Genomic DNA, 20,225 nt, shown 5'->3' on the forward strand with positions numbered 1-20,225 from the left:
CTAGAAGGACAATACGAATGAACAACAAAGTAACTTTCATCGCACTGGCGGCTGCGGCCGCCACTCTCTCGGCCTGCGGCGGCAGCGGAACCACGGTCAACACCGCCCCCACCTATGCGGAACTCGTGGCGCGCGCCGATACGGCGGCGGCTGGGGTCGTGGATCTGAGTACCGGGGATGTGACTGGCGGACGCGACGATGTGCCGAATTCGGGTACGGCCAGCTACACCGGTTACGTCAAGGGCGACCTTGACAGCGGCGGGACGTTAATCGGCGAGCTATCGCTCGACGCGAATTTCTCGGGCGGGACGGTCACCGGCTCGGCGACGAATTTCCAGCACTCGACGAAGGACGCCTATACCGGCTCGCTTACGCTTTCCGGCGGGACGATCACCGATAGCGGCGTTGTCGGGACGGCCGATACCTTCGGAGGCAGCCTCGATGGGACGCTCTCCAACGGCGGCACCGATTACACCACCTCGATTTTGCTCGACGGCGAATTCGTCGGCGGGAGCGGAGCAACGCTGCCCGACAATATTGCTGGCTATGCAGACGGCACGCTTGATGACGGGGTGACGAACGATGCGTTCACCGGAGCGTTCATCACCACGCAAACGCCCTGACCGACCCCACTTTCATCAGTGGTACCGGAAAGGCCCGGCGGAGCGATCCGCCGGGCCTTTCTCTTTCCTCCCTCGCGGCGCAGTAACCTGACCCCGATCACGAAAACGGCCCGGCGAGGTATCCCGCGGGGCCGCTTATCTTTATCGTTCGTGATGCTGCCTGAAGCGGCCCGCTCCTTCATTCCCCCCGGAAAGCGCGGTTGAAATAGATCGTCAACGGCTGGGTCAGGTAGGATAGCGGCGTGCGCGCGTCGGTCTTGAGGAAGGCCTCGACCGGCATGCCGGGCATCAGCTTGACCTCGGGCAGGGCGGCCAGAGCCTCTGGATCGGGCTCCACCGTCGCCTCGTAATAGGTCTCGCGGTTCGCCTCGTCGGTCTGCACGTCGGGCGAGACCCGCAGCACCTCGGCCGGGATCGCGGGCGTGGTGCGGCGATTGAAGGTCGAGAATTGCAGCGAGACCTGCTGACCGGAATAGACCTGATCGATGCTCGTCGGATCGACGCGGACCGAGACATAAAGCGGCTGATCGCTGGGCACGAGGAACATCATCGGCTGGGCGGGTTGAATGACCGATTGCAGCGCGAAGACCTGCGAGCCGAACACCACGCCATCGACCGGCGCGCGCACGTCGAGCCGCGCGAGCTTCTCGCGCAGGGTGGTCTCGCGTTCGACCAGCGAAATCTCGTTATATTGCAGGTCGCGCAGCTGGGTGATCGCGGCCTCGCGGCGATCCTCGGACAGGCCCACGACTTCGATCTCGAGCGCCGAGATCCGCACGCGGGCCTCCGCGATGACCGAGTTCAGCCGCCCGATCTCGCCGGTCAGCTTGGCGTGTTCGCGCTGGGTGGCGAGCACGCGCGAGGCTTCCATCAGCTTGCGCTCGTAAAGGCTCTGCTTGTCCTCCAGCTCCTGCGACACGAGGTCGAGCTGCTCCATCAGCGAGACGCGCTGCGCCTCGACGCCTTCGATCTGCTTTTCGATCTGCTGCTGTTGCTCGCGCAGCTGGTTGATCTTCTTGGCCATCGTCGCCTGACGCGCGGCAAAGAGATTGCTCTGGCCCTCGCGTTGCTGGGCGACCTGCTCGGGATCGAGCATCGGGAAGTCGGGCAGAACCGTGAAATCGACCTTTGCCAGATCGTCGCGCTCGGCGGCGAGCCGCGCCTTGCGCACCGCGATCTCCAGAAGCTGCGCCTGCACGATCGCAAGCTCCGAGCGCAGAAAGGTCCCGTCGAGGCGCAGTAGCACGTCGCCCGCATGCACCTGATCGCCGTTATGGGCGAGGATTTCGCCCACGACGCCGCCGTCGGGGTGCTGGATCACCTGCCGTTCGCTCTCGACCTTGACCACGCCGCGGGACACGACCGCGCCGTTGATCTTCGCGCCGACGCTCCAGGCGCCCATGCCGCCGACGAGGAGGGTGATCGCGCCGAAGCCAGCGACGAGCAGAAGTCGGCTATTTGCGAAATCGGAGGATTTGCTCATTTCTCGGCCCTCATCGTCAGAATGCGTTGCACGTCCTGCGCGTTCTTGATCATCGACTGGATGACCTCGTCGCGCGGCCCCTGCGCGGTGATCTGGCCGCTCTCGAGGATCACAAGGCGCGAGCAGGCCTTGATCGCATTGGTGCGGTGGGTCATCAGCACGACGGATTTGCCTTCCTCGGTCATCGCCTTCACCACGGCGTTCAGCGCCTCGGAGCCCTCGGAGTCGAGTGCCGAGTTCGGCTCGTCGAGCACCAGAAGCACCGGATCGTTGTAAAGCGCACGGGCCAGACCCAGCCGCTGGCGCTGGCCGCCCGAGAGCTGCGCATCGCGCGCGCTGATATGGGTGTCATAGCCCTTGGGTAGTTGCAGGATGATCTCGTGGATATGCGCTTTCTTGGCGGCGGCCACGACCCGCTCGGCATCCGGCGATTGGGCCATCTGCGCGATGTTCTCGGCGATGGTGCCGTCGAAGGTCTTCACCACCTGCGGAAGATAGCCGATGAACTGGCCCAGCCGCTCGGGGCTGTATTGGTCGAGCTTGGCGGCGGCGAGGCGCACCTCGCCCGCGGTGGGCGAGACGAGACCCACCAGCGCCCGCGCCAGCGTCGTCTTGCCCGAGCCGCTCTTGCCGATCACGCCGATGGCTTCACCCGGCGCGACATCGAAGCTCACGTTATACAGGATCGGACGCTCGCCGCGCTTGCGCGAGACCGAGACGCCGCGCACCGACAGATCGCCCGTCGGCGCGGGCAGTTCGGTCGGCTTTCGCGCCTCGGGCACGGAGCCCAGAAACGCCCGCAGCGAAGCCCAGCCGTTGCGCGCGCGGTGCAGCAGCGTCCATTGGCCCAGCACCTGCTCGACCGGGGCCAGCGCGCGGCCCAGCAGGACCGAGCCCGCGATGATCGCGCCGGCCGTCATCTCATGTTGCAGCACCAGATAGGCGCCTACGGCCAGCACCGCCGATTGCAGCAGCATCCGGAAGCCCTTGGAAAATGCGCCGAACGCGCCGGTCCAGTCGGCCGCGCGCAGCATCTTGCGCTGACCTTCGGTCTGGGTGTCCTGCCAGCGCGCGCGCATGGTCTCTCCCATGCCCTGCGCCCAGAGGTAATCGGCCCCGTCCTCGACCTGCCGCGCGATCTGGTTGCCCGCGAAAGAGGTGCCCTGCGCCTCGGTCAGGCGGGTCTGGGTGAGCCAGTGGTTGAGCAGCGAGGTCACGATCAAAAGTGCGCCGCCCGCCAGTGCCAGCCAGCCCAGAAGCGGGTGGAAGATGAAGATCGCGGCGGCGAAGACCGGCGTCCACGGAATGTCCAAGAGCGACAGCAGCACCGGCGAGGCGAAGACGGTTTTCACCGCATCGAGGTCCTGCAACGCGCTCGCGCCCTTGTCGGTGCGCCCGAGTGCTGCGCGCTCCAGCGAGGCGCGGAAGACCCGGTCGGAGAGGTTGGCGTGAAGCCGTGCGCCGACCCGCGCCATCACGCGGGCGCGGACGAACTCCAGAACGGTGTAGAACAGGTAGAGGAACACCACGAGGCCGAACAGCGCGACCAGCGTCTCTTCCGAGCGCGAACCGATCACCCGGTCATAGACCTGCAGCATGAAAAGCGGCCCGGTCAGCAGCAAAAGATTGGTGAAAAAGCTGAACAGAACAGCCGAGCCGATCAGCCCCCGGCTCCCGGAAAAAGCGCGCCGCATTTCCGACCGCGCGCCCGAAGAAGAAAGTCCCACGCCAATACCCCAAAGTTGCGTATCCCCGGGTTCATTTTCACGACGCGGTGAGGGGTATCATTGATTGATGTCAATTTTGCGCGAGGCGGGTCGAAAAAGCTGCGCGGGCAGCCGGGCGCGCAGGTGGTGTCAGCCCTGCGCCATCAGCGCGCGCAGCACCTGCGGGACCGCTTCGGGGAGGTCCTCGGCGATCAGGCCGGGGCCGAACCTGCGCGCGGCCTCCACGTGGAGCCAGGCTGCGGAGGTCGCGGCGTCGAAGGGTTTGAACCCGCGCGCAAGCAGCCCCGCGATCAGCCCCGCCAGCACATCGCCTGCGCCTGCGGTCGCAAGCCACGGCGCCGCGCGGTCCTGCGTCGCCGAATGCAGCGCGACGCGCCCGTCGGGGTCGGCAATCGCGGTGTCGGCCCCTTTGAGCAGTACCGTACAACCCGCGCGCGCGGCGGCTTCGCGGGTGGCTTCCAGCTTGGAGTAGCTTGGATCGTCGCCTGACAGCTTCTCGGCCAGATCGGGGAAAAGTTTTTTGAATTCGCCCGGATGCGGGGTCAGCACGCAGGTCGCGTGAAGCTGGCCGAAGAGCACGCTCGGATCCTCGGCAAAGGCGCTGAGCGCATCGGCATCCAGCACCGTCGCGCGTTTGCCCCAAAGCGCGGCCGGCACCATCTCCTGCGCGCGCGCCATGCCCAGACCGGGGCCGAGGCAGAGCGCGTTGAGACGGTCGTCGCCCAGCATCCCGCGCAAACTATAGGCGTCGGGCAGGGCGTTCAGCATGATCGCGTCGAGATGGGCTGCGTTCTCGGCCAGCGCCTTGGGCGGGCAGGCGAGTGTCACCAGCCCCGCGCCGATCCTGAGCGCCGCGCGCGCCGCCATCCGCGCCGCGCCGCCTTTGCCCGCACCGCCCGAGAGCACCAGCGCATGACCGTGGCTGTATTTGTGGCCCGACTGCTTCATCAGGAAATTCGACGGGCGGTCGATCAGCTGCGCGGCGCCCGCAATCGCATCCTGCGGCAGGCCGATATCGGTCACGACCAGATCGCCGCGCATCGACGCACCTCCGCCGGGCCGGTCGGGCCCGTCCGAGGGGTCGAGGTAATGGCCGCATTTCGCGCGGTGGAAGCTGACCGTCAGATCGGCGGGGAAAGCGCCCCCGAGATTGCGCCCGCTATCTGAGGAAATCCCGCTGGGAATATCGACCGCAACGAAGCGCGGGCGCGGTCCTGAGGGATTGGAAAAGCGCCGCGGATAAATCCCGCGCCATGTCTTCGCGGTGTCGTCGGGCATCGGACGCGTCAGGCCGGTGCCGAACAGCGCGTCGATCACCAGCCCGCCCTCCATCTCGTCGATCCGGTCCTCGATCGCGGCATCGTCCCAGGGCAGGACCGCGCCGATCTGCGCCCAGCGGTCGTGATTGGTCTGCGCATCGGGGGGCAGGCGGGTCGGATCGCCATATGCGTAACAGGCGATGGTCCAGCCACGCTCGGCCAGAAGCCGCGCGATCACATAGCCGTCGCCGCCATTGTTGCCCGGACCGCACAGCACCACCGCCTGCGAGGGCCCCGGATCGGGCCAGCGCGAGAAGATTGCCGTGACAACGCTTTCCCCGGCGCGCTCCATCAGTTCAAGGCCCGTCACCGCGCCGCTCTCGATCTCGGCGCGTTCGCATTGGCGCATTTGGCTCGCGGTCAGGATTTCGGGCATGGTCCTCGGGTCTTCAAAGGAATCGTTTTCAAACTGCTGCTTTTTTGTGCTACTTGCACGAATTGCGGGCGCGGCTTTCGGAATTCCGATCCCCTTTTCGCTCCCGTCCAGCCTAGCCGATTGCGGGGGCTTTGGGAAAGTGGTCTGAGGGGGTCGGAACGAAGACCTGACGGAGGAGTCGGCGGCATGAAAAAGGTGGAGGCGATCATCAAGCCCTTCAAACTCGATGAAGTGAAAGAAGCACTTCAGGAAGTTGGTATTCAGGGCCTTTCGGTGATCGAGGTGAAAGGGTTCGGGCGCCAGAAGGGCCATACCGAGCTTTATCGCGGCGCCGAATATGTCGTGGATTTCCTGCCCAAGGTGAAGATCGAGATGGTGCTGCCCGACGACCTCGTCGACGCCGCCATCGAAGCGATCACGAATGCCGCGCGCACCGAGAAGATCGGCGACGGCAAGATCTTCGTCTCTCCGATGGAGCAGGCGATCCGTATCCGCACCGGCGAGTCGGGCGACGACGCGCTGTAACTTCCGCCATTCCCGCCGGGCCTCGTTGCGGGTCCGGGGATAACCCAAGCTCAACGAAAGGGTAATGTGACATGAGCATCAAGGACGCTCTCAAACTGATGAAGGACGAAGACGTCGAATACGTCGACGTTCGCTTCACCGATCCGCGCGGCAAGCTGCAGCACGTGACGCTGATGCATACCGAGGTCGACGAAGATTTCTTCGAAGAAGGCTTCATGTTCGACGGCTCCTCGATCGCGGGTTGGAAGTCGATCGATCAGTCCGACATGAAACTGATCCCGGACGCGTCCTCGGTCTATATCGACCCCTTCTACGCCGAGAAAACCATGTGCGTGCACTGCACCGTGGTCGAGCCCGACACCGGCGAACCCTATGCCCGCGACCCGCGCGGCACCGCCGAGAAGGCCGAAGCCTATCTCGTCGCCTCGGGCATCGGTGACTCGGCCTTCTTCGGTCCGGAAGCGGAATTCTTCCTCTTCGACGACGTGAAGTTCTCGGTCTCGATGAACAAGGTCTCCTACGAGGTCGACGCGCTCGACGCAGCCTGGAACACCGACACCGATTACGAGATGGGCAACATGGGCCATCGTCCGGGCGTCAAGGGCGGCTACTTCCCGGTCAACCCGGTGGATGACGCGCAGGACCTGCGTTCGGAAATGCTCTCGACCATGAAGCGCATGGGCATGAAGGTCGACAAGCACCACCACGAAGTGGCTTCGTGCCAGCACGAGCTGGGCCTGATCTTCGGGACGCTGACCAAGCAGGCCGACGACATCCAGAAGTACAAATACGTGATCCACAACGTGGCGCACGCCTATGGCAAATCGGCGACCTTCATGCCGAAGCCGATCGCGGGCGACAACGGCACCGGCATGCACGTGAACATGTCGATCTGGAAAGACGGCAAGCCGCTCTTCGCAGGCGACAAATACGCCGACCTGTCGCAGGAAGCGCTGTACTTCATCGGCGGTATCCTGAAGCACGCGAAGTCGCTCAACGCCTTCACCAACCCGTCGACCAACTCCTACAAGCGTCTGATCCCGGGCTTCGAGGCTCCGGTTCTGCGCGCGTATTCGGCTCGCAACCGCTCGGGTTGTGTCCGTATTCCGTGGGCTGAATCCCCCAAGGCAAAGCGCGTCGAAGCCCGTTTCCCCGATCCGTCGGCGAACCCCTACCTGTGCTTCTCGGCTCTGCTGATGGCTGGTCTCGACGGCATCAAGAACAAGATCGATCCGGGCCCGTCCTCGGACAAGGACCTCTACGATCTGCCGCCGGAAGAACTGGCCTCGATCCCGACCGTTTGCGCCTCGCTGCGTGAAGCGCTCGAGACGCTGGAAGCCGATCACGAGTTCCTGCTGGCCGGTGACGTGTTCACCAAGGACCAGATCGAGGGCTACATCGCACTGAAGTGGGAAGAAGTGTACGCGTTCGAGCACACCCCCCACCCGGTGGAATACAAGTACTACTACTCCTGCTAAACGGGAGAGGGACAGTGATGGGAAGGGGCGTCCGTTTGGGCGCCCCTTTCGCTTTGGGGCCTGAGATATGGCGCTTTCGCATCGCCCGACGCGGGGTAAGGCCCCGCCACTTGACAGACGCACCTGCGCCGCCCATCTGTCGGGCCTTGGCTGCCGGATGCCTGCCGCCCGCGGGGTGTGACCCTTGGTGAAATCCGGTTCACGATCGCTCTCCATTCTTTCGGGGGCTCTTCGGCAATGCGGGCCCCGAAGCGGTGGATCATCCCCGTGGAGACGAGACAATGACTGTGAACACAGTGAAAGACGTGAAGGCGCAGGCGCGCCGGTTGAGCGAGGCGATGGCGCGCGCGGGCAATCCCGTTGCGCTGTCGAAAGCCTATGAGCTGACCGCGCAGGCGGCGGGTCATGCGGATTGGAACACGATGGTGGCGGCGCTGCGACGTGCCGAACCGGCCGCGCAAGCGAAGGGCTATGCTCTGGGCGATGCGGTGCGCGGGCGCTATCTGGGCCATCCGGTGAGCGGGCGCGTCCATGCGCTGCGCCGCAAGGGCGCGACCCATTACGACATCGAGATCGCGCTGGACGAGCCGGTTGATGTCGTTGAAAGTGCTGCGTTTTCCTCGATGCGGCGGCGCGTGCGTGCGACCATTGGCGCGGATGGGCGTTCGATCGGGCGCCGCTCCGACGGGGTCGCGCATCTCGAACTGGACTGAGGAGAAGGGGCGCATCGAGCGCCCCTTTTTCTTTGCCCGGAAACGGGGCAGGATCATCCGGCGATATGGCGGGGAGGGATCATGCGCTCTGAGAAGGACAAGATGCTGGCGGGCGAATTGTATCGCGCCGAGGGCCCGGAGATCGAAGCCGATATGGCGCGGGCCGCGGCGTGGATGGATCGGTTCAACGCCACCGTCGCGCACAGTGCCGAAGGATGCCACGCGCTGCTGACGGAGCTGTTCGCGGACGTGGGGGAGGGCGCGCGCATCCGCCCGCCATTTCATTGCGATTACGGCAGCAATATCCGGCTCGGGGCCGGGGTCTTTCTGAATTTCGGCTGTGTCATTCTCGATGTGGTTGCGGTCACGATCGGCGATCGGACACAGATCGGGCCGAAGGTGCAGATCCTGACCGCCGATCATCCGCGCGATCCGGAGACGCGCAGGACGGGGCTGGAATTCGGGCGGCCCGTGCGGATCGGCGAGGATGTCTGGATCGGCGGCGGCGCGATCCTTCTGCCGGGTATCACGGTGGGCGATGGCGCGTTGATCGGTGCGGGCGCGGTGGTGACGCGCGACGTGCCTGCGGGCGCTACGGTCGCGGGCAATCCGGCGCGGATCATCGGCAAGGCTTAGCGAAACTTGCCCCGCCGCGCCCTTCTCGCTAAGGGAAACCAAAGATCAATCAGGAGGATCAGGCATGAGCCGCGCATTCGTATTCCCCGGTCAGGGTGCACAGGTCATCGGCATGGGCAAGGCACTGGCCGACGCCTATCCCGCGTCGAAAGCGGTGTTCGAGGAGGTCGATGAGGCGCTCGGGCAAAAGCTGAGCACGCTCATCTGGGAAGGCGAGCAGGACGAGCTGACGCTGACCGCCAACGCGCAGCCCGCGCTGATGGCGACCTCGATTGCGGCTTTGCGCGCGCTGGAGGCCGAAGGCTATGCGGTCACCGATGCGGCTTATGTCGCGGGTCACTCGCTGGGCGAATATTCGGCGCTTTGCGCGGCGGGGTCGCTGAGCCTAGCCGATACAGCGCGCCTGCTGCGCGTGCGCGGTGATGCGATGCAATCGGCCGTGCCGGTGGGCGTGGGCGCGATGGCCGCGATCCTCGGGCTCGATTTCGAGGCGGCGTCGAAAGTCGCGGCTGAGGCGGCGCAGGGCGAGGTGTGCCAGGCGGCCAACGATAACGATCCGAGCCAGGTCGTGATCTCGGGCGACAAGGCGGCGGTCGAACGCGCCACGGTGCTCGCCAAGGAAGCGGGCGCGAAACGGGCCGTGATGCTGCCGGTCTCCGCACCGTTCCACTGCGCGCTGATGCAGCCCGCCGCGGATGCGATGGATGCGGCTCTGGCAGGCGTCGAGATCAAGGCGCCGGTCGTGCCGCTGGTCGCCAATGTGCGCGCCGAGGCGGTGAGCGACCCGGCCCTGATCCGCGAGCTTCTGGTCGAGCAGGTCACGGGCTCGGTGCGCTGGCGCGAGAGCGTGGCGTGGATGGCCGGTCAGGGCGTCGACGAGATCTGGGAAATCGGCGCGGGCAAGGCGCTGTCGGGCATGATCCGCCGGATCGCGAAAGAGGTGACCTGCCGCGCGGTCGGTACGCCGGAGGATATCGCCGCGCTGAAGGGCTGAGGGCTGCGCCGGGGGATCCTCCCCCGGACCCCCTGGGATATTTCCGCCAAGAGGAAGCTTAGGCCGACCGGTTCGAAAGCGAATTGGTCGGCTTTTTCATACGTTTGTGATCGCGATGGGCTGTCGCCCCGACGTGCGCAACCATGGCGTGTAGCACTTAGAGTTCCCTAACGGCGCTTTCGCTGCTAAGAGAGCGCCAACTTAGATATGAGGTAGCATGATGTTCGATCTGAAAGGCAAACGCGCGCTTGTCACCGGGGCTTCTGGCGGGATCGGCGCCGAAATCGCGCGGGCCCTCCATGCGGGCGGTGCGTCGGTGGCGCTGTCGGGCACGCGGGTCGAGCCGCTCGAGGCACTGGCTGCCGAGCTGGGCGAGGGCGCGTATGTTTGCCCGGCGAATCTGAGCGATCCGGAATCGGTCGAGGCGCTGCCGAAAGCGGCCATCGAGGCGATGGGCGGTTTGGATATCCTCGTGAACAACGCCGGCATCACGCGTGATCAGCTGACGATGCGGATGTCGGACGAGGATTGGCAATCGGTGATCGACGTGAACCTGACGGCGGCGTTCCGCCTGATGCGTGCGGTTCTCCGCCCAATGATGAAAGCGCGCTGGGGCCGGATCATCAACATCACCTCGGTGGTCGGGCAGACCGGCAATCCCGGTCAGGTGAACTATGCGGCTGCCAAGGCGGGTCTTGTCGGCGCGTCGAAATCGCTCGCGCAGGAAGTCGCGACGCGCGGCGTGACGGTGAACTGCGTGGCGCCGGGCTTCATCGAGACGCCGATGACGGAAAAGCTCACCGAGGCTCAGAAGGACGCGATCCTGTCCGGTATCCCGGCCGGGCGCATGGGTACGCCGGAAGAAATCGCGGCTGCGGTGCGCTACATCGCAAGTCCCGAGGCGGGCTACGTCACCGGTGCGGTGCTGCACGTCAACGGCGGCGGGACGATGGCCTGACGTCTTTGTGACCCTAGGGCACGAAGGCCTTTGATAGGATAGAGAAACGTCTTGCCATGGGCCACGGCAATCGCTAAGAGCGCTGCAGACGGGCCGGGCGTAAAAGCCACGGCTCTGAATTGCGGTCTTCGGGTTGACCCGGGGCGCGCGGGTTGAGACGCTCGTATTCGAGCAAGCATGAACGGGCTAGGCCCTATAAACTTTGAGGAATTGACATGAGCGACATCGCTGATCGCGTGAAGAAGATCGTCGTGGAGCATCTCGGCGTGGAAGAGGACAAGGTCACTGAGAGCGCCTCGTTCATCGACGACCTCGGTGCGGACAGCCTCGACACGGTCGAGCTGGTCATGGCCTTCGAAGAAGAGTTCGGCATCGAGATCCCCGATGACGCCGCCGAGAACATTCAGACCGTCGGCGATGCGGTGAAATTCATCTCGGAAGCGCAGTAAACCTTTTACGGCTGACGCTGAGAGAGAGTTAAGAGCGGCGCTTCGGGGAACCGGAGCGCCGCTTTTCTTTTGCGCGAAGCGCGCGCCTGCGTTCGGGGGAGGGAAGATGCGGAGTTTCGTCGCGATCGAGCTGCCCGAGGCGCATGTCGAGGCCATCGAGCGGTTGCAGCAGGCTCTGGGCGCAGGCCGGATCGTGCAGCCCGAGAACCTGCACCTGACGCTGGCCTTTCTCGACGAGATCGACGCCGGCCAGTTGGAGGCGCTGGACGAGGGGCTGCGGGCCATCGACTGGGCGCCCGGGCCGCAGGTGGTGCTGGCGGGGCTGGAGCTTTTCGGCAGTGCCGCGCGTCCGGAGGCGTTGGTGCTGGGCGTGCATCCCGATCCCAACCTCGATCGCTGGCACCGCGCGGTGATGGGCGCCGCGCGTCTGGCAGAGATCGACCTGCCGCGGCGGCGGTTTCGCCCGCATGTCACCCTGGCGCGGTTCGGCAAGCGCGCATCTCCGGGGGATTTGCTGCGGCTGGGGCGACTCATGGCGGCGGAAGGCGCTGTGAAGCTGCCCGCTTTCACGCCCGAGCAGGTGGCGTTGATCCAGTCCACGCTGGGACACGGGCCGCCGCGGCATGACGTTTTGATGCGCTATCCGGATGAAAAATCTGTGCAATTCGCGAAGACCTGACCGAAAGTGCAATCGCGTCCGCGTGGCTGTTAACCCTTCGTTAACGAATTAGGCGTCCCTTGGAGAGGTTGCGGGTGCCTTATGAAAAATGCCCTTCTGCCCGCGCAGTTGAGGTCTCGTTATGTCTGTGTTTCGCCGGGCTCGGGTTCTGATCCGTCCTCTATTGGTTTTCGCCGCCGCGCTTGCGGGGTTGGCCCTGCTGGCGCATGTCGCCACCGCGTTGTCGGGGGAAGATATGGTCGTCCGCGCGATCATGTCCTGGAACGCGATGGGCGGGTGGACGGCGCTGGCCATTCTGGCGATGGCGGGGGCTATCGCGTTTCGGCGCGAGGCGCCGAATGTGGCGCGCGGGCTGGCGGCGGGAACGCTGTTGCTGTGCCTGTTCTCGAACGTTGCGGAGGTCTATGACCTGAGCGGAGCGGGGGCGATCGGGGAAGGCGCGGCCGCGCTCTTGGCGATCGCCGCGGCGGGGTTCTTCGCGCTGGAGGCGGGTGCCTATCTATTTGGAACGATTGCCTATCTGACGGTGTTCGGCGGGGCTTTGATGTACCTGCTGTCGCACAGTATCGTGGCCAGCCGGCTGGCGGAGGGCGTGTCGATCGGGGCGGCACTGGCGATCATGTGTCTCGCCTATGCGGGGCTCATCTGCCGCAGCGATCGTGGGGTGATGCGGGTGCTGCTCAACGAGCATGCCTCGGGGCGGCAGGCACGGGCGCAGATGCTTCTGGGGGTCGTCGCGCCCTTCCTGCTGGGCACGTTCTACCTGCTCAGCGATCAGGGGAGTCAGGTGCGCGCGGAGCTACTGTTGCTGGTCGCGACCATCGTGGGGGTGAATATCGGGCTGATCATCCTGATGGCAGTATCGCTGGAGCGGGTGGATCATGCGCGGCGCAAGGCCGAGCGGGAACTGGTGAACCGGGCGATGCGCGACGGGCTGACGGGGCTGTTCAACCGGGAGATGCTCGGGCGGCGTTTCGCGCAGTATTTCGCGCAGGGGATGCGCGAGCAGGTGCCTTTCACGGCGCTGATGGTCGACCTCGACCATTTCAAGCGGATCAACGATCTGGGTGGGCATTCTCTGGGCGATCGCGTTCTGCGCCGCACGGCGCGGGCGATGCGGGCGCAGCTGCGGCTGGAGGATACGATGGCGCGGGTCGGCGGCGAGGAATTCGCGGTGATCCTGCCGGGGGCAGGGCTGGTCGAGGCGCTCGAAGTGGCGGAGCGGCTGCGCGCCTGTGTGGCGGGGCTGCGTTTCGAGGATCAGTACGGCGCGGCGCTGCAGGTCACTGTCTCGATCGGGGTGGCCGAATGGGAGCGCGGCGAGGAGCTGCGGAGCCTCTATGCGCGCGCTGATGGGGCGCTCTACGCGGCGAAGAATGGCGGGCGCGACCGGGTGTTGCTGGCGCCGCCCACCGCTCAGATGCGCTGTACCGCGCAGGCGTTGCCGCCCCTGACCACCGGGCGGGCGCCGCTGGCTGAGCCGAAGCGTCCGGCCCGGCAGCCTGAACCGGTTCGCGCGCCGATGCGCTAGCGCCCTCGCGCGCAGTTCTGCGCTGAACGACAACCCGCTTGTCACAATGGGTTATGATTGCGCCTTTGCGCGCCCCCGTGTATCAGGTCTGCCAAGATATTTGGCTGAGAAAGAGGTCGGGCATGCGTCGGGTAGTAGTCACGGGTCTGGGAATGGTCACGCCGCTGGCTTGCGGCGTCGAGGAGACCTGGTCGCGGCTTATCGCGGGACAATCGGGGGCGGGGACGATCTCGCGCTTCGATGCGTCCAATGTGACCACGAAATACGCCTGCGAGATTCCGCTGGGCGACGGGTCCGACGGCACGTTCAATGCCGACGACTGGATGGAGCCGAAAGAGCAGCGCAAGGTCGACGATTTCATCCTCTACGGGATGACCGCGGCGACGCAGGCGGTGAAGGACTCCGGCTGGGAGCCGCAGGACGAAGAGAGCCGTCTGCGCACCGGTGTGATGATCGGCTCGGGGATCGGCGGCCTCAGCTCGATCGCGGATACGGCCGTACTGATCAAGGAAAAGGGCGTCCGCCGCGTCAGCCCGTTCTTCATTCCGGGCGCGCTGATCAACCTCGTCTCGGGACAGGTCTCGATCCGCTTCGGCTTCAAGGGCCCGAACCATGCGGTCGTCACGGCCTGCTCGACCGGCGCGCATGCCATTGGCGACGCCGCGCGTCTCATCATGCTCGGCGATGCCGATGTGATGGTCGCGGGCGGCGCGGAAAGCCCGATCTCGGAGATCGGGATCGCGGGCTTCAACGCCTGTAAGGCGCTGTCCACGAAGCGCGGCAACGAGCCGGAAGCGGCGAGCCGTCCGTGGGATGCCGATCGCGACGGGTTCGTGATGGGCGAGGGCGCGGGCTGCGTCGTGCTGGAGGAATACGAGCACGCCAAGGCGCGCGGCGCGAAGATCTATGCCGAAGTGCTGGGCTATGGCCTGTCGGGCGACGCCTATCACATCACCGCGCCGTCCGAGGATGGCGACGGTGGCTTCCGCGCGATGAAAGCGGCGCTGGAGCGGGCCGATCTGAACCCCGATCAGGTGGATTACATCAACGCGCATGGCACTTCGACCATGGCCGACGTGATCGAGTTGGGCGCGGTGCAGCGCCTGCTGGGCGACGCGGCGAGCAAGGCCACGATGAGCTCGACCAAGTCGTCCGTTGGCCACCTGCTGGGCGCTGCCGGTGCGGTGGAGGCGATCTTCTCGATCCTTGCGATCCGCGACCAGATCGCACCGCCGACGCTGAATCTGGAAAATCCGCCGGAAGAGGCCGTGATCGACCTCGCGCCGAAGGCCGCGGTCAAGCGCAAGATCGACGTGGCGCTGTCCAATAGCTTCGGCTTCGGTGGCACCAATGCGAGCCTCGTGATGGGCAAGGTGGATAACTGATGTGGCGTAACATCGTCTCGAATTTCCTGACGCTGCTGATCGTCATTCTCGTCGCTCTGGGCGGGTTGGTCGCCTGGGCGAAGAACCAATATGTCGAGCCCGGCCCGCTGGCCGAGGCGATGTGCCTGCGCGTCGCGCCGGGCGAAAGCCTGCAAGGCGTGTCGTCCAGTTTGAAAGACAAGGGGGCGATCTCGTCCTCCTATCTGTTCCGCACGGGCGCGCAGTATGAGGAAAAGGCCGACAAGCTGAAATTCGGCTCCTACCTGATCGAGCCGAACGCCTCGATGCAGTCCATCGTCGGGCAGATCACCTCCGGTGGTCCGTCGACCTGCGGCTCGGAACTGGTGTTCCGGATCGGGGTGAACGGCAACGAAGTGCTGCTGCGCGAGCTGGACCCGACCACGGGCGATTACCAGAAGGTCGCGGAGTACAATCCCGAGAGCGAGAAGCCGCCCGAAGGGTTCGAGGACAAGGCCGACCGTGCCGATGTCCGCACCCGCGTGACGGTGGTCGACGGTGTGACCAGCTGGCAGATCGTGCAGGGGCTGCAGGAAGCGAGCTTCCTGTCGGGCAAGATCGACGGGGTGCCGGGCGAAGGCACGCTCGCACCTGACAGCTACGAGGTGACGCGCGGGGCCGACCGGCAGGCGCTGATCGGTCTGATGGCAGATCGCCAGTCGAAAATCCTCGCCGACGCCTGGGACGGACGCGCCGAGGGACTGCCCTATGACGATCCGCAGCAGGCGCTGACCATGGCGTCGATCGTCGAGAAGGAAACCGGTGTGCCTGAAGAGCGCCCGGAAGTGGCGAGCGTCTTCATCAACCGTCTCGAGAAGGGGATGCGTCTGCAGACCGACCCGACGGTGATCTACGGCGTGACCGAAGGCAAGGGGGTGCTGGGCCGCGGTCTGCGCCAGTCCGAGCTGCGCAAGGCGACGCCCTACAACACCTATGTTATCGACGGGTTGCCGCCCGGACCGATCGCGAATCCGGGCAAGGCGGCCATCGAGGCGGCGATGCATCCCGATTCGACCGACTACCTGTTCTTCGTGGCCGATGGCTCCGGCGGACATGCGTTCTCGAGCACGATCGAGGAGCATAATCGGAACGTGGCGAAGTGGCGCGAGATCGAGAAACAGCGTCAGGAAGATGCGTCAAGCAACTGATAAATAAGAAAGAACCCCGGTTTTCGCCGGGGTTTTTTCTTGGCCGGATCGCACAACCCAGAATTTAGAGCTTGACTTTGCGAACGCTCTCGGGTAGAGATTTTGCATGCTAGGAGAAGTGGGCAAGCGCCGCGGGGAAACCCGACGGCGTTTTTTCATGTCTCTCGAACGGACCAACTTGGAACGGGTGGGTTCGTCAGTGATGCAAGACAACAAAGTGAACGAGGCGGGGGCGCCGGTCGATCTTCTGGATCAGACCGAAGCGCTCTATCGGGACGTGGCCGAGGAGCTGGCGCAGGCGCTGCAGGGGGTGCGGCGCGGCGACATATCCGAGGCGAAAGCGGCGGTGCAGGCGGTCAAGGACCTCCGCACCGCTTTTCATTTGGTGATGGAGGAACGATCGCGTGTCGAGAAACTCCGCAGACAGCTGGCAGGTGTCGCCGCCGGACGCGATGGCGCGCTCGACTTCGATGCCGCCAGAGCTGAAATCGGGCGCCGCCTGGCTCGCCTCCGCGACGCCTGAGAGCGTCGAGGCGTTTCTAGACGGGCTCGACGACAATGCATTGCTCGCGCTGCCCTGGATCTTCGAATTCTGGGCGTTGGATCATCAGTTTCCGCCCGAAGGGGATTGGAAGTCCTGGGTGATCATGGGCGGACGCGGCGCGGGCAAGACGCGGGCCGGGGCCGAGTGGGTGCGTGCGCAGGTGGAAGGCGCACGCCCGCTCGACCCCGGAAGGGCGCGGCGCGTGGCGCTGGTCGGCGAGACCTTCGATCAGGTGCGCGATGTGATGGTGATGGGGGAGAGCGGGATACTCGCCTGCTCTCCGCCCGACCGCAGGCCCGATTGGGAAGCGGGAAGACGGCGGCTCGTCTGGCCGAACGGGGCGACGGCGCAGGCCTTCTCGGCTCATGAGCCCGAGGCGCTGCGGGGGCCGCAATTCGACGCGGCTTGGGTCGATGAAATGGGTTGTGCGGCCATCGACAAGGGCACCAACGAGCCCAACAAGTTCCTCGACCCGAAAAGCTCGGAAAGCGCGCTGCCGCATTACTCGGATGGGCGGCGCGATGATTACATCCAGATGCAATATCTGCGAGCGATGACCGAGTATTGGGGGGAAGCGGCCAACAATCCGATTTCGGAATATTACGGCGGTCCGATGGTGGATATGGCGCGCGCCCATGTCTGGGCGTGGGATGTGCGGCCCTATCCGCAATTTCCCGGTCTGCCGGAGGTATGGGACGACGCGGCGAACTACGCTCGGGGGCATTGGATTTCGGGGCGGGCGACAGCACAGCCTCTGGCGCATGTCGTAGGCGAGATTTGTGCGCTCGCGGGGGTCGAGGTGTTCGATGTGAGCGCGCTGCACGGGGTGGTGCGCGGATATGCGATGCCCGGGGGGATCACGCCGCGCGGCGCGTTGCAGTCGCTGAGCCTGATCTACGGTTTCGATGCCGTGGAGCGCGACGGGGTGCTGGTGTTCCGGATGCGCGATGCGTCGGTCGATGCGGAGGTGCTGCCTCCGCTGCTGGCGCTGGACGGCGACGATCAGAGTCTTGAGACGCGTCGTGCGCCGGAGGCGGAGATCGCGGGACGCGTGCGACTGGCTTATGTCGAGGCCGATGGCAGTTTCGAGACCCGCGCGGTGGAGGCGATCTTCCCCGACGAGGAAAACGGCCCCGCCTCTGCGAGCGAGGCGCCTCTGGCGCTGACGCGGGCGGAGGGAATGCGCGTCGTGAACCGCTGGCTCTCGGAGGCGCGGGTGGCGCGCGATACGGCGCAGTTCACGCTTCCGCCCTCGATGGGGTGGCTCGGGCCGGGGGATGTCGTGGTGCTGCAAGCTGAGGAGGGCGCGCGGCGCTATCGGATCGACCGGATGGAGCGTGCCGAGGCGATCCGCGTGGAGGCGGTCCGGGTCGAGCCGGGGATCTATGAGGCCTCGGAGGAAACCGACGAGGTGGCGCGGATCGAGAGCTTCACGCCGCCTGTGCCGGTGACGCCGGTATTCCTTGATTTGCCGTTGCTGACAGGTGCGGAAGACCCTTGTGCGCCGCATCTGGCCGTCACGGCCAGCCCCTGGCCGGGGGCGGCCGCGCTGTATTCGGCGCTGGAGGATGCGGGCTATGCGCTTAATACCAAGGCCGAAACCCAAGCGGCGATCGGTGTGACACAGACAATCTTGCCGCATGCGCAGACCGGGCTCTGGGATCGCGGGCCGAGCCTGCGGGTGAAGATGCTGTCGGGGGCATTGGAGAGCGTGAGCGAAGAGGGTGTGTTGGCGGGGCTGAACGCGATGGCGATCGGAGATGGCTCGTCGGATCGCTGGGAGGTGTTCCAGTTCCGGACCGCCGAGCCGGTCGAGCCGGGCGTCTGGGACGTCTCGTTGCGCTTGCGTGGGCAGGCGGGGAGCGATGCGCTCATGCCCGATGCTTGGCCGGAAGGCTCGGTGGTCGTGCTGCTCGACGGGGCGCCGCGCCAGATCGAGGTGTCGCCCTCGGCGCGAAATCAGGCGCGTCACTACCGGGTGGGGCCTGCCGGTCGTGGCTATGATGATCCCTCCTATATTCATACGGTTCAAGCCTTTGCGGGCATCGGGCTGCGGCCCTTGTCGCCTTGTCATTTGTGCGCGCAGTCGCTGGGCGGGGATCTGCGGCTGAGTTGGGTGCGGCGGACGCGGGTCGGGGGCGACGACTGGGAGGCGCTGGACGTGCCTTTGGGCGAGGTGTCGGAGCGCTATCGGGTGCGGGTGTTTGAGGGGCAGGCGATCCGGCGCGAGGTTGTCGTAAGCGCACCGGATTGGACTTATGGCGCGGCAGAGCGCGCGGAAGACGGGAAGATCGGCGCGCCGAGCTTCGAGGTGGCGCAGATATCGGATGTCTTCGGGCCGGGGTTGCCAGCACGGCTGACCTGGACCGGGTGAGATGCGCGCGGTGCTGGACGGCGATCTGATGGCGCTCGCGCGGGTGGTGATGCTTTGGCCCGATGAGCAGCGTCCGGACCAGCTTCAGCGACTCCTCGACCAGGTTCACGCGGCGGACCTCTATTGCAAGCGATTCCGCCGCGCGCATCCGCACTGGGGGAACGGCTCGGTTCTGAGCATGGCGCTGGGCCTGCCGCGGGCGAAGGCCGGGCCGGGCGATCCGCGCTATCTGCGCGCGCTGGGCTGTGTCTGTGCGGGGATGGCCGCTTGGCGCTTGACGCGACAGCCCCTTAAGCGAAATGACGAAATGCCCCTTCCTCTATTCGCCGGAAAGCCTATGTGTTAAGTTCTTGCGCGCGAAGAGGGAGTAATCCGATGAACAAGCAGATGGCCAAGGTTGCAACCGTCGATCCGGTCTGGACGCAGATTTGCGACGAGGCGCGGGCTGCGGTGCGTGACGAGCCGCTTCTGGGGTCCTTGATCCATGCCGGGCTCTTGCATCATCCGACGCTCGAACGGGCGCTGGCCTATCGTTTCTCGATGAAACTGGCCTCGGCGGAGATGAGCGAGCAGCTTCTGCGCGAGATCGCCGAGGAAGCCTTTGCCGCCGATCCCGCCTTGGGGCAGGCGGCGCGGGCCGATCTGGTGGCCGTGCATGAGCGCGACCCGGCCTGCCACCGGCTGATCCAGCCGCTGTTGTTCTTCAAGGGGTTTCAGGCGCTGCAAAGCTACCGGATCGCGCATTGGCTGTTCACGAACGGTCGCCGCGACATGGCCTATTTCGTGCAGATGCGCACCTCCGAGCTGTTCGGCGTGGACATCCATCCCGGCGCGAGGATCGGGCGCGGCATCATGATGGACCATGCCCATTCGATCGTGATCGGGGAAACGGCTGTCGTGGGCGACAATGTCTCGATGCTGCATTCGGTGACGCTTGGCGGGACCGGCAAGGAAGACGAGGAGCGTCACCCGAAGATCGGCAATGGCGTGCTGATCGGGGCGGGCGCGAAAGTACTCGGCAATATCCATGTCGGTGATTACAGCCGGATCGCGGCGGGCTCGGTGGTGCTGGAAGACGTGCCGTGCTGCAAGACCGTCGCCGGGGTGCCCGCGAAGATCGTCGGCGAGGCGGGCTGCGACCGTCCTGCGCGCGAGATGGATCAGCTTTTGCACAGCAAGTGAGCGGATCTCACACTGGATAGACAGGCGGGGCTTCGGCCCCGCTTTTTTTGTGTTTTGCCGTCGGTTTCCAGTTCGCACGAATG

The 20,225-nt window shown here is 65.4% G+C and carries 19 protein-coding genes; 16 read left to right on the forward strand and 3 right to left on the reverse strand.

The window, feature by feature from the left end; genetic code table 11:
- The first annotated feature begins 17 nt into the window (after positions 1 to 17).
- Entirely contained in the window at positions 18 to 623 is a 606-nt protein-coding gene (locus BMI85_RS10495) for a hypothetical protein (RefSeq protein ID WP_078520906.1), read from the forward strand.
- Between the two features lie 178 nt (positions 624 to 801).
- Here the strand turns inward: BMI85_RS10495 and BMI85_RS10500 are convergent, their stop codons facing one another.
- From BMI85_RS10500 to BMI85_RS10510, 3 genes are all read right to left on the reverse strand, one after another.
- On the reverse strand, positions 802 to 2,106 hold the full coding sequence (locus BMI85_RS10500; RefSeq protein WP_078601261.1) for an HlyD family type I secretion periplasmic adaptor subunit: 1,305 nt from the start codon (positions 2,104 to 2,106) through the stop codon (positions 802 to 804).
- Positions 2,103 to 3,800 (reverse strand): type I secretion system permease/ATPase, encoded by a 1,698-nt coding sequence (locus tag BMI85_RS10505; protein ID WP_078601262.1) that lies wholly within the window; start codon positions 3,798 to 3,800, stop codon positions 2,103 to 2,105. Before BMI85_RS10505 ends, BMI85_RS10500 begins: the two co-directional genes overlap by 4 nt.
- A gap of 162 nt (positions 3,801 to 3,962) precedes the next feature.
- A complete protein-coding gene (locus BMI85_RS10510) occupies positions 3,963 to 5,528 on the reverse strand; it encodes an NAD(P)H-hydrate dehydratase (RefSeq protein WP_078601263.1) in 1,566 nt (521 codons plus the stop codon).
- A 186-nt stretch (positions 5,529 to 5,714) separates the two neighbouring features.
- Between BMI85_RS10510 and BMI85_RS10515 the strand changes: the two genes are divergently transcribed.
- From BMI85_RS10515 to cysE, 15 genes are all read left to right on the forward strand, one after another.
- The gene (locus BMI85_RS10515; RefSeq protein ID WP_075775041.1) at positions 5,715 to 6,053 is read left to right on the forward strand and encodes a P-II family nitrogen regulator; all 339 of its coding nucleotides are present in this window, start codon (positions 5,715 to 5,717) and stop codon (positions 6,051 to 6,053) included.
- Between the two features lie 71 nt (positions 6,054 to 6,124).
- A complete protein-coding gene (gene glnA, locus BMI85_RS10520) occupies positions 6,125 to 7,531 on the forward strand; it encodes a type I glutamate--ammonia ligase (RefSeq protein WP_078520902.1) in 1,407 nt (468 codons plus the stop codon).
- A 281-nt stretch (positions 7,532 to 7,812) separates the two neighbouring features.
- Positions 7,813 to 8,244: a glyoxalase superfamily protein gene (locus BMI85_RS10525; RefSeq protein WP_078601264.1), complete on the forward strand. Its 432-nt coding sequence runs from the start codon at positions 7,813 to 7,815 to the stop codon at positions 8,242 to 8,244.
- A gap of 81 nt (positions 8,245 to 8,325) precedes the next feature.
- A complete protein-coding gene (locus tag BMI85_RS10530) occupies positions 8,326 to 8,880 on the forward strand; it encodes a sugar O-acetyltransferase (RefSeq protein ID WP_078601265.1) in 555 nt (184 codons plus the stop codon).
- A 64-nt stretch (positions 8,881 to 8,944) separates the two neighbouring features.
- Positions 8,945 to 9,874: an ACP S-malonyltransferase gene (gene fabD / locus BMI85_RS10535; protein ID WP_078601266.1), complete on the forward strand. Its 930-nt coding sequence runs from the start codon at positions 8,945 to 8,947 to the stop codon at positions 9,872 to 9,874.
- A 220-nt stretch (positions 9,875 to 10,094) separates the two neighbouring features.
- On the forward strand, positions 10,095 to 10,832 hold the full coding sequence (fabG, locus tag BMI85_RS10540; RefSeq protein ID WP_078521048.1) for a 3-oxoacyl-[acyl-carrier-protein] reductase: 738 nt from the start codon (positions 10,095 to 10,097) through the stop codon (positions 10,830 to 10,832).
- 215 nt (positions 10,833 to 11,047) lie between these two features.
- Positions 11,048 to 11,281 (forward strand): acyl carrier protein, encoded by a 234-nt coding sequence (locus tag BMI85_RS10545; RefSeq protein ID WP_075775036.1) that lies wholly within the window; start codon positions 11,048 to 11,050, stop codon positions 11,279 to 11,281.
- 106 nt (positions 11,282 to 11,387) lie between these two features.
- Entirely contained in the window at positions 11,388 to 11,960 is a 573-nt protein-coding gene (gene thpR, locus BMI85_RS10550) for an RNA 2',3'-cyclic phosphodiesterase (RefSeq protein WP_078601267.1), read from the forward strand.
- Positions 11,961 to 12,081: 121 nt separating this feature from the next.
- Positions 12,082 to 13,491, forward strand: a complete 1,410-nt coding sequence (locus tag BMI85_RS10555) for a GGDEF domain-containing protein (protein ID WP_143595055.1) — start codon at positions 12,082 to 12,084, stop codon at positions 13,489 to 13,491.
- A 122-nt stretch (positions 13,492 to 13,613) separates the two neighbouring features.
- Positions 13,614 to 14,876, forward strand: coding sequence for a beta-ketoacyl-ACP synthase II (gene fabF, locus BMI85_RS10560; RefSeq protein WP_078601269.1), 1,263 nt, complete (start codon positions 13,614 to 13,616; stop codon positions 14,874 to 14,876).
- Positions 14,876 to 16,042, forward strand: a complete 1,167-nt coding sequence (gene mltG, locus BMI85_RS10565; protein WP_078601270.1) for an endolytic transglycosylase MltG — start codon at positions 14,876 to 14,878, stop codon at positions 16,040 to 16,042. The genes fabF and mltG overlap by 1 nt, the downstream gene beginning before the upstream one ends.
- Before the next feature lie 202 nt (positions 16,043 to 16,244).
- Positions 16,245 to 16,565 (forward strand): hypothetical protein, encoded by a 321-nt coding sequence (locus BMI85_RS10570; RefSeq protein WP_078540609.1) that lies wholly within the window; start codon positions 16,245 to 16,247, stop codon positions 16,563 to 16,565.
- A complete protein-coding gene (locus tag BMI85_RS10575; protein ID WP_210402342.1) occupies positions 16,495 to 18,960 on the forward strand; it encodes a glycoside hydrolase TIM-barrel-like domain-containing protein in 2,466 nt (821 codons plus the stop codon). Before BMI85_RS10570 ends, BMI85_RS10575 begins: the two co-directional genes overlap by 71 nt.
- Position 18,961: 1 nt before the next feature.
- Positions 18,962 to 19,306, forward strand: a complete 345-nt coding sequence (locus tag BMI85_RS10580; protein ID WP_078601272.1) for a hypothetical protein — start codon at positions 18,962 to 18,964, stop codon at positions 19,304 to 19,306.
- A 29-nt stretch (positions 19,307 to 19,335) separates the two neighbouring features.
- Positions 19,336 to 20,142: a serine O-acetyltransferase gene (gene cysE / locus BMI85_RS10585; protein WP_078550039.1), complete on the forward strand. Its 807-nt coding sequence runs from the start codon at positions 19,336 to 19,338 to the stop codon at positions 20,140 to 20,142.
- The last annotated feature ends 83 nt before the right edge of the window (positions 20,143 to 20,225 follow it).

This window comes from Thioclava sp. DLFJ4-1, from assembly GCF_002020145.1.
Taxonomy (GTDB): domain Bacteria; phylum Pseudomonadota; class Alphaproteobacteria; order Rhodobacterales; family Rhodobacteraceae; genus Thioclava; species Thioclava sediminum.

Bases quoted from the DNA above. Each gene is read 5' to 3' on its own strand.
- BMI85_RS10495 (WP_078520906.1), top strand. From the start codon at position 18: ATGAACAACAAAGTAACTTTCATCGCACTGGCGGCTGCGGCCGCCACT.
- BMI85_RS10500 (WP_078601261.1), bottom strand. From the start codon at position 2,106: ATGAGCAAATCCTCCGATTTCGCAAATAGCCGACTTCTGCTCGTCGCT.
- BMI85_RS10505 (WP_078601262.1), bottom strand. From the start codon at position 3,800: ATGCGGCGCGCTTTTTCCGGGAGCCGGGGGCTGATCGGCTCGGCTGTT.
- BMI85_RS10510 (WP_078601263.1), bottom strand. From the start codon at position 5,528: ATGCCCGAAATCCTGACCGCGAGCCAAATGCGCCAATGCGAACGCGCC.
- BMI85_RS10515 (WP_075775041.1), top strand. From the start codon at position 5,715: ATGAAAAAGGTGGAGGCGATCATCAAGCCCTTCAAACTCGATGAAGTG.
- glnA (WP_078520902.1), top strand. From the start codon at position 6,125: ATGAGCATCAAGGACGCTCTCAAACTGATGAAGGACGAAGACGTCGAA.
- BMI85_RS10525 (WP_078601264.1), top strand. From the start codon at position 7,813: ATGACTGTGAACACAGTGAAAGACGTGAAGGCGCAGGCGCGCCGGTTG.
- BMI85_RS10530 (WP_078601265.1), top strand. From the start codon at position 8,326: ATGCGCTCTGAGAAGGACAAGATGCTGGCGGGCGAATTGTATCGCGCC.
- fabD (WP_078601266.1), top strand. From the start codon at position 8,945: ATGAGCCGCGCATTCGTATTCCCCGGTCAGGGTGCACAGGTCATCGGC.
- fabG (WP_078521048.1), top strand. From the start codon at position 10,095: ATGTTCGATCTGAAAGGCAAACGCGCGCTTGTCACCGGGGCTTCTGGC.
- BMI85_RS10545 (WP_075775036.1), top strand. From the start codon at position 11,048: ATGAGCGACATCGCTGATCGCGTGAAGAAGATCGTCGTGGAGCATCTC.
- thpR (WP_078601267.1), top strand. From the start codon at position 11,388: ATGCGGAGTTTCGTCGCGATCGAGCTGCCCGAGGCGCATGTCGAGGCC.
- BMI85_RS10555 (WP_143595055.1), top strand. From the start codon at position 12,082: ATGTCTGTGTTTCGCCGGGCTCGGGTTCTGATCCGTCCTCTATTGGTT.
- fabF (WP_078601269.1), top strand. From the start codon at position 13,614: ATGCGTCGGGTAGTAGTCACGGGTCTGGGAATGGTCACGCCGCTGGCT.
- mltG (WP_078601270.1), top strand. From the start codon at position 14,876: ATGTGGCGTAACATCGTCTCGAATTTCCTGACGCTGCTGATCGTCATT.
- BMI85_RS10570 (WP_078540609.1), top strand. From the start codon at position 16,245: ATGCAAGACAACAAAGTGAACGAGGCGGGGGCGCCGGTCGATCTTCTG.
- BMI85_RS10575 (WP_210402342.1), top strand. From the start codon at position 16,495: ATGGCGCGCTCGACTTCGATGCCGCCAGAGCTGAAATCGGGCGCCGCC.
- BMI85_RS10580 (WP_078601272.1), top strand. From the start codon at position 18,962: ATGCGCGCGGTGCTGGACGGCGATCTGATGGCGCTCGCGCGGGTGGTG.
- cysE (WP_078550039.1), top strand. From the start codon at position 19,336: ATGAACAAGCAGATGGCCAAGGTTGCAACCGTCGATCCGGTCTGGACG.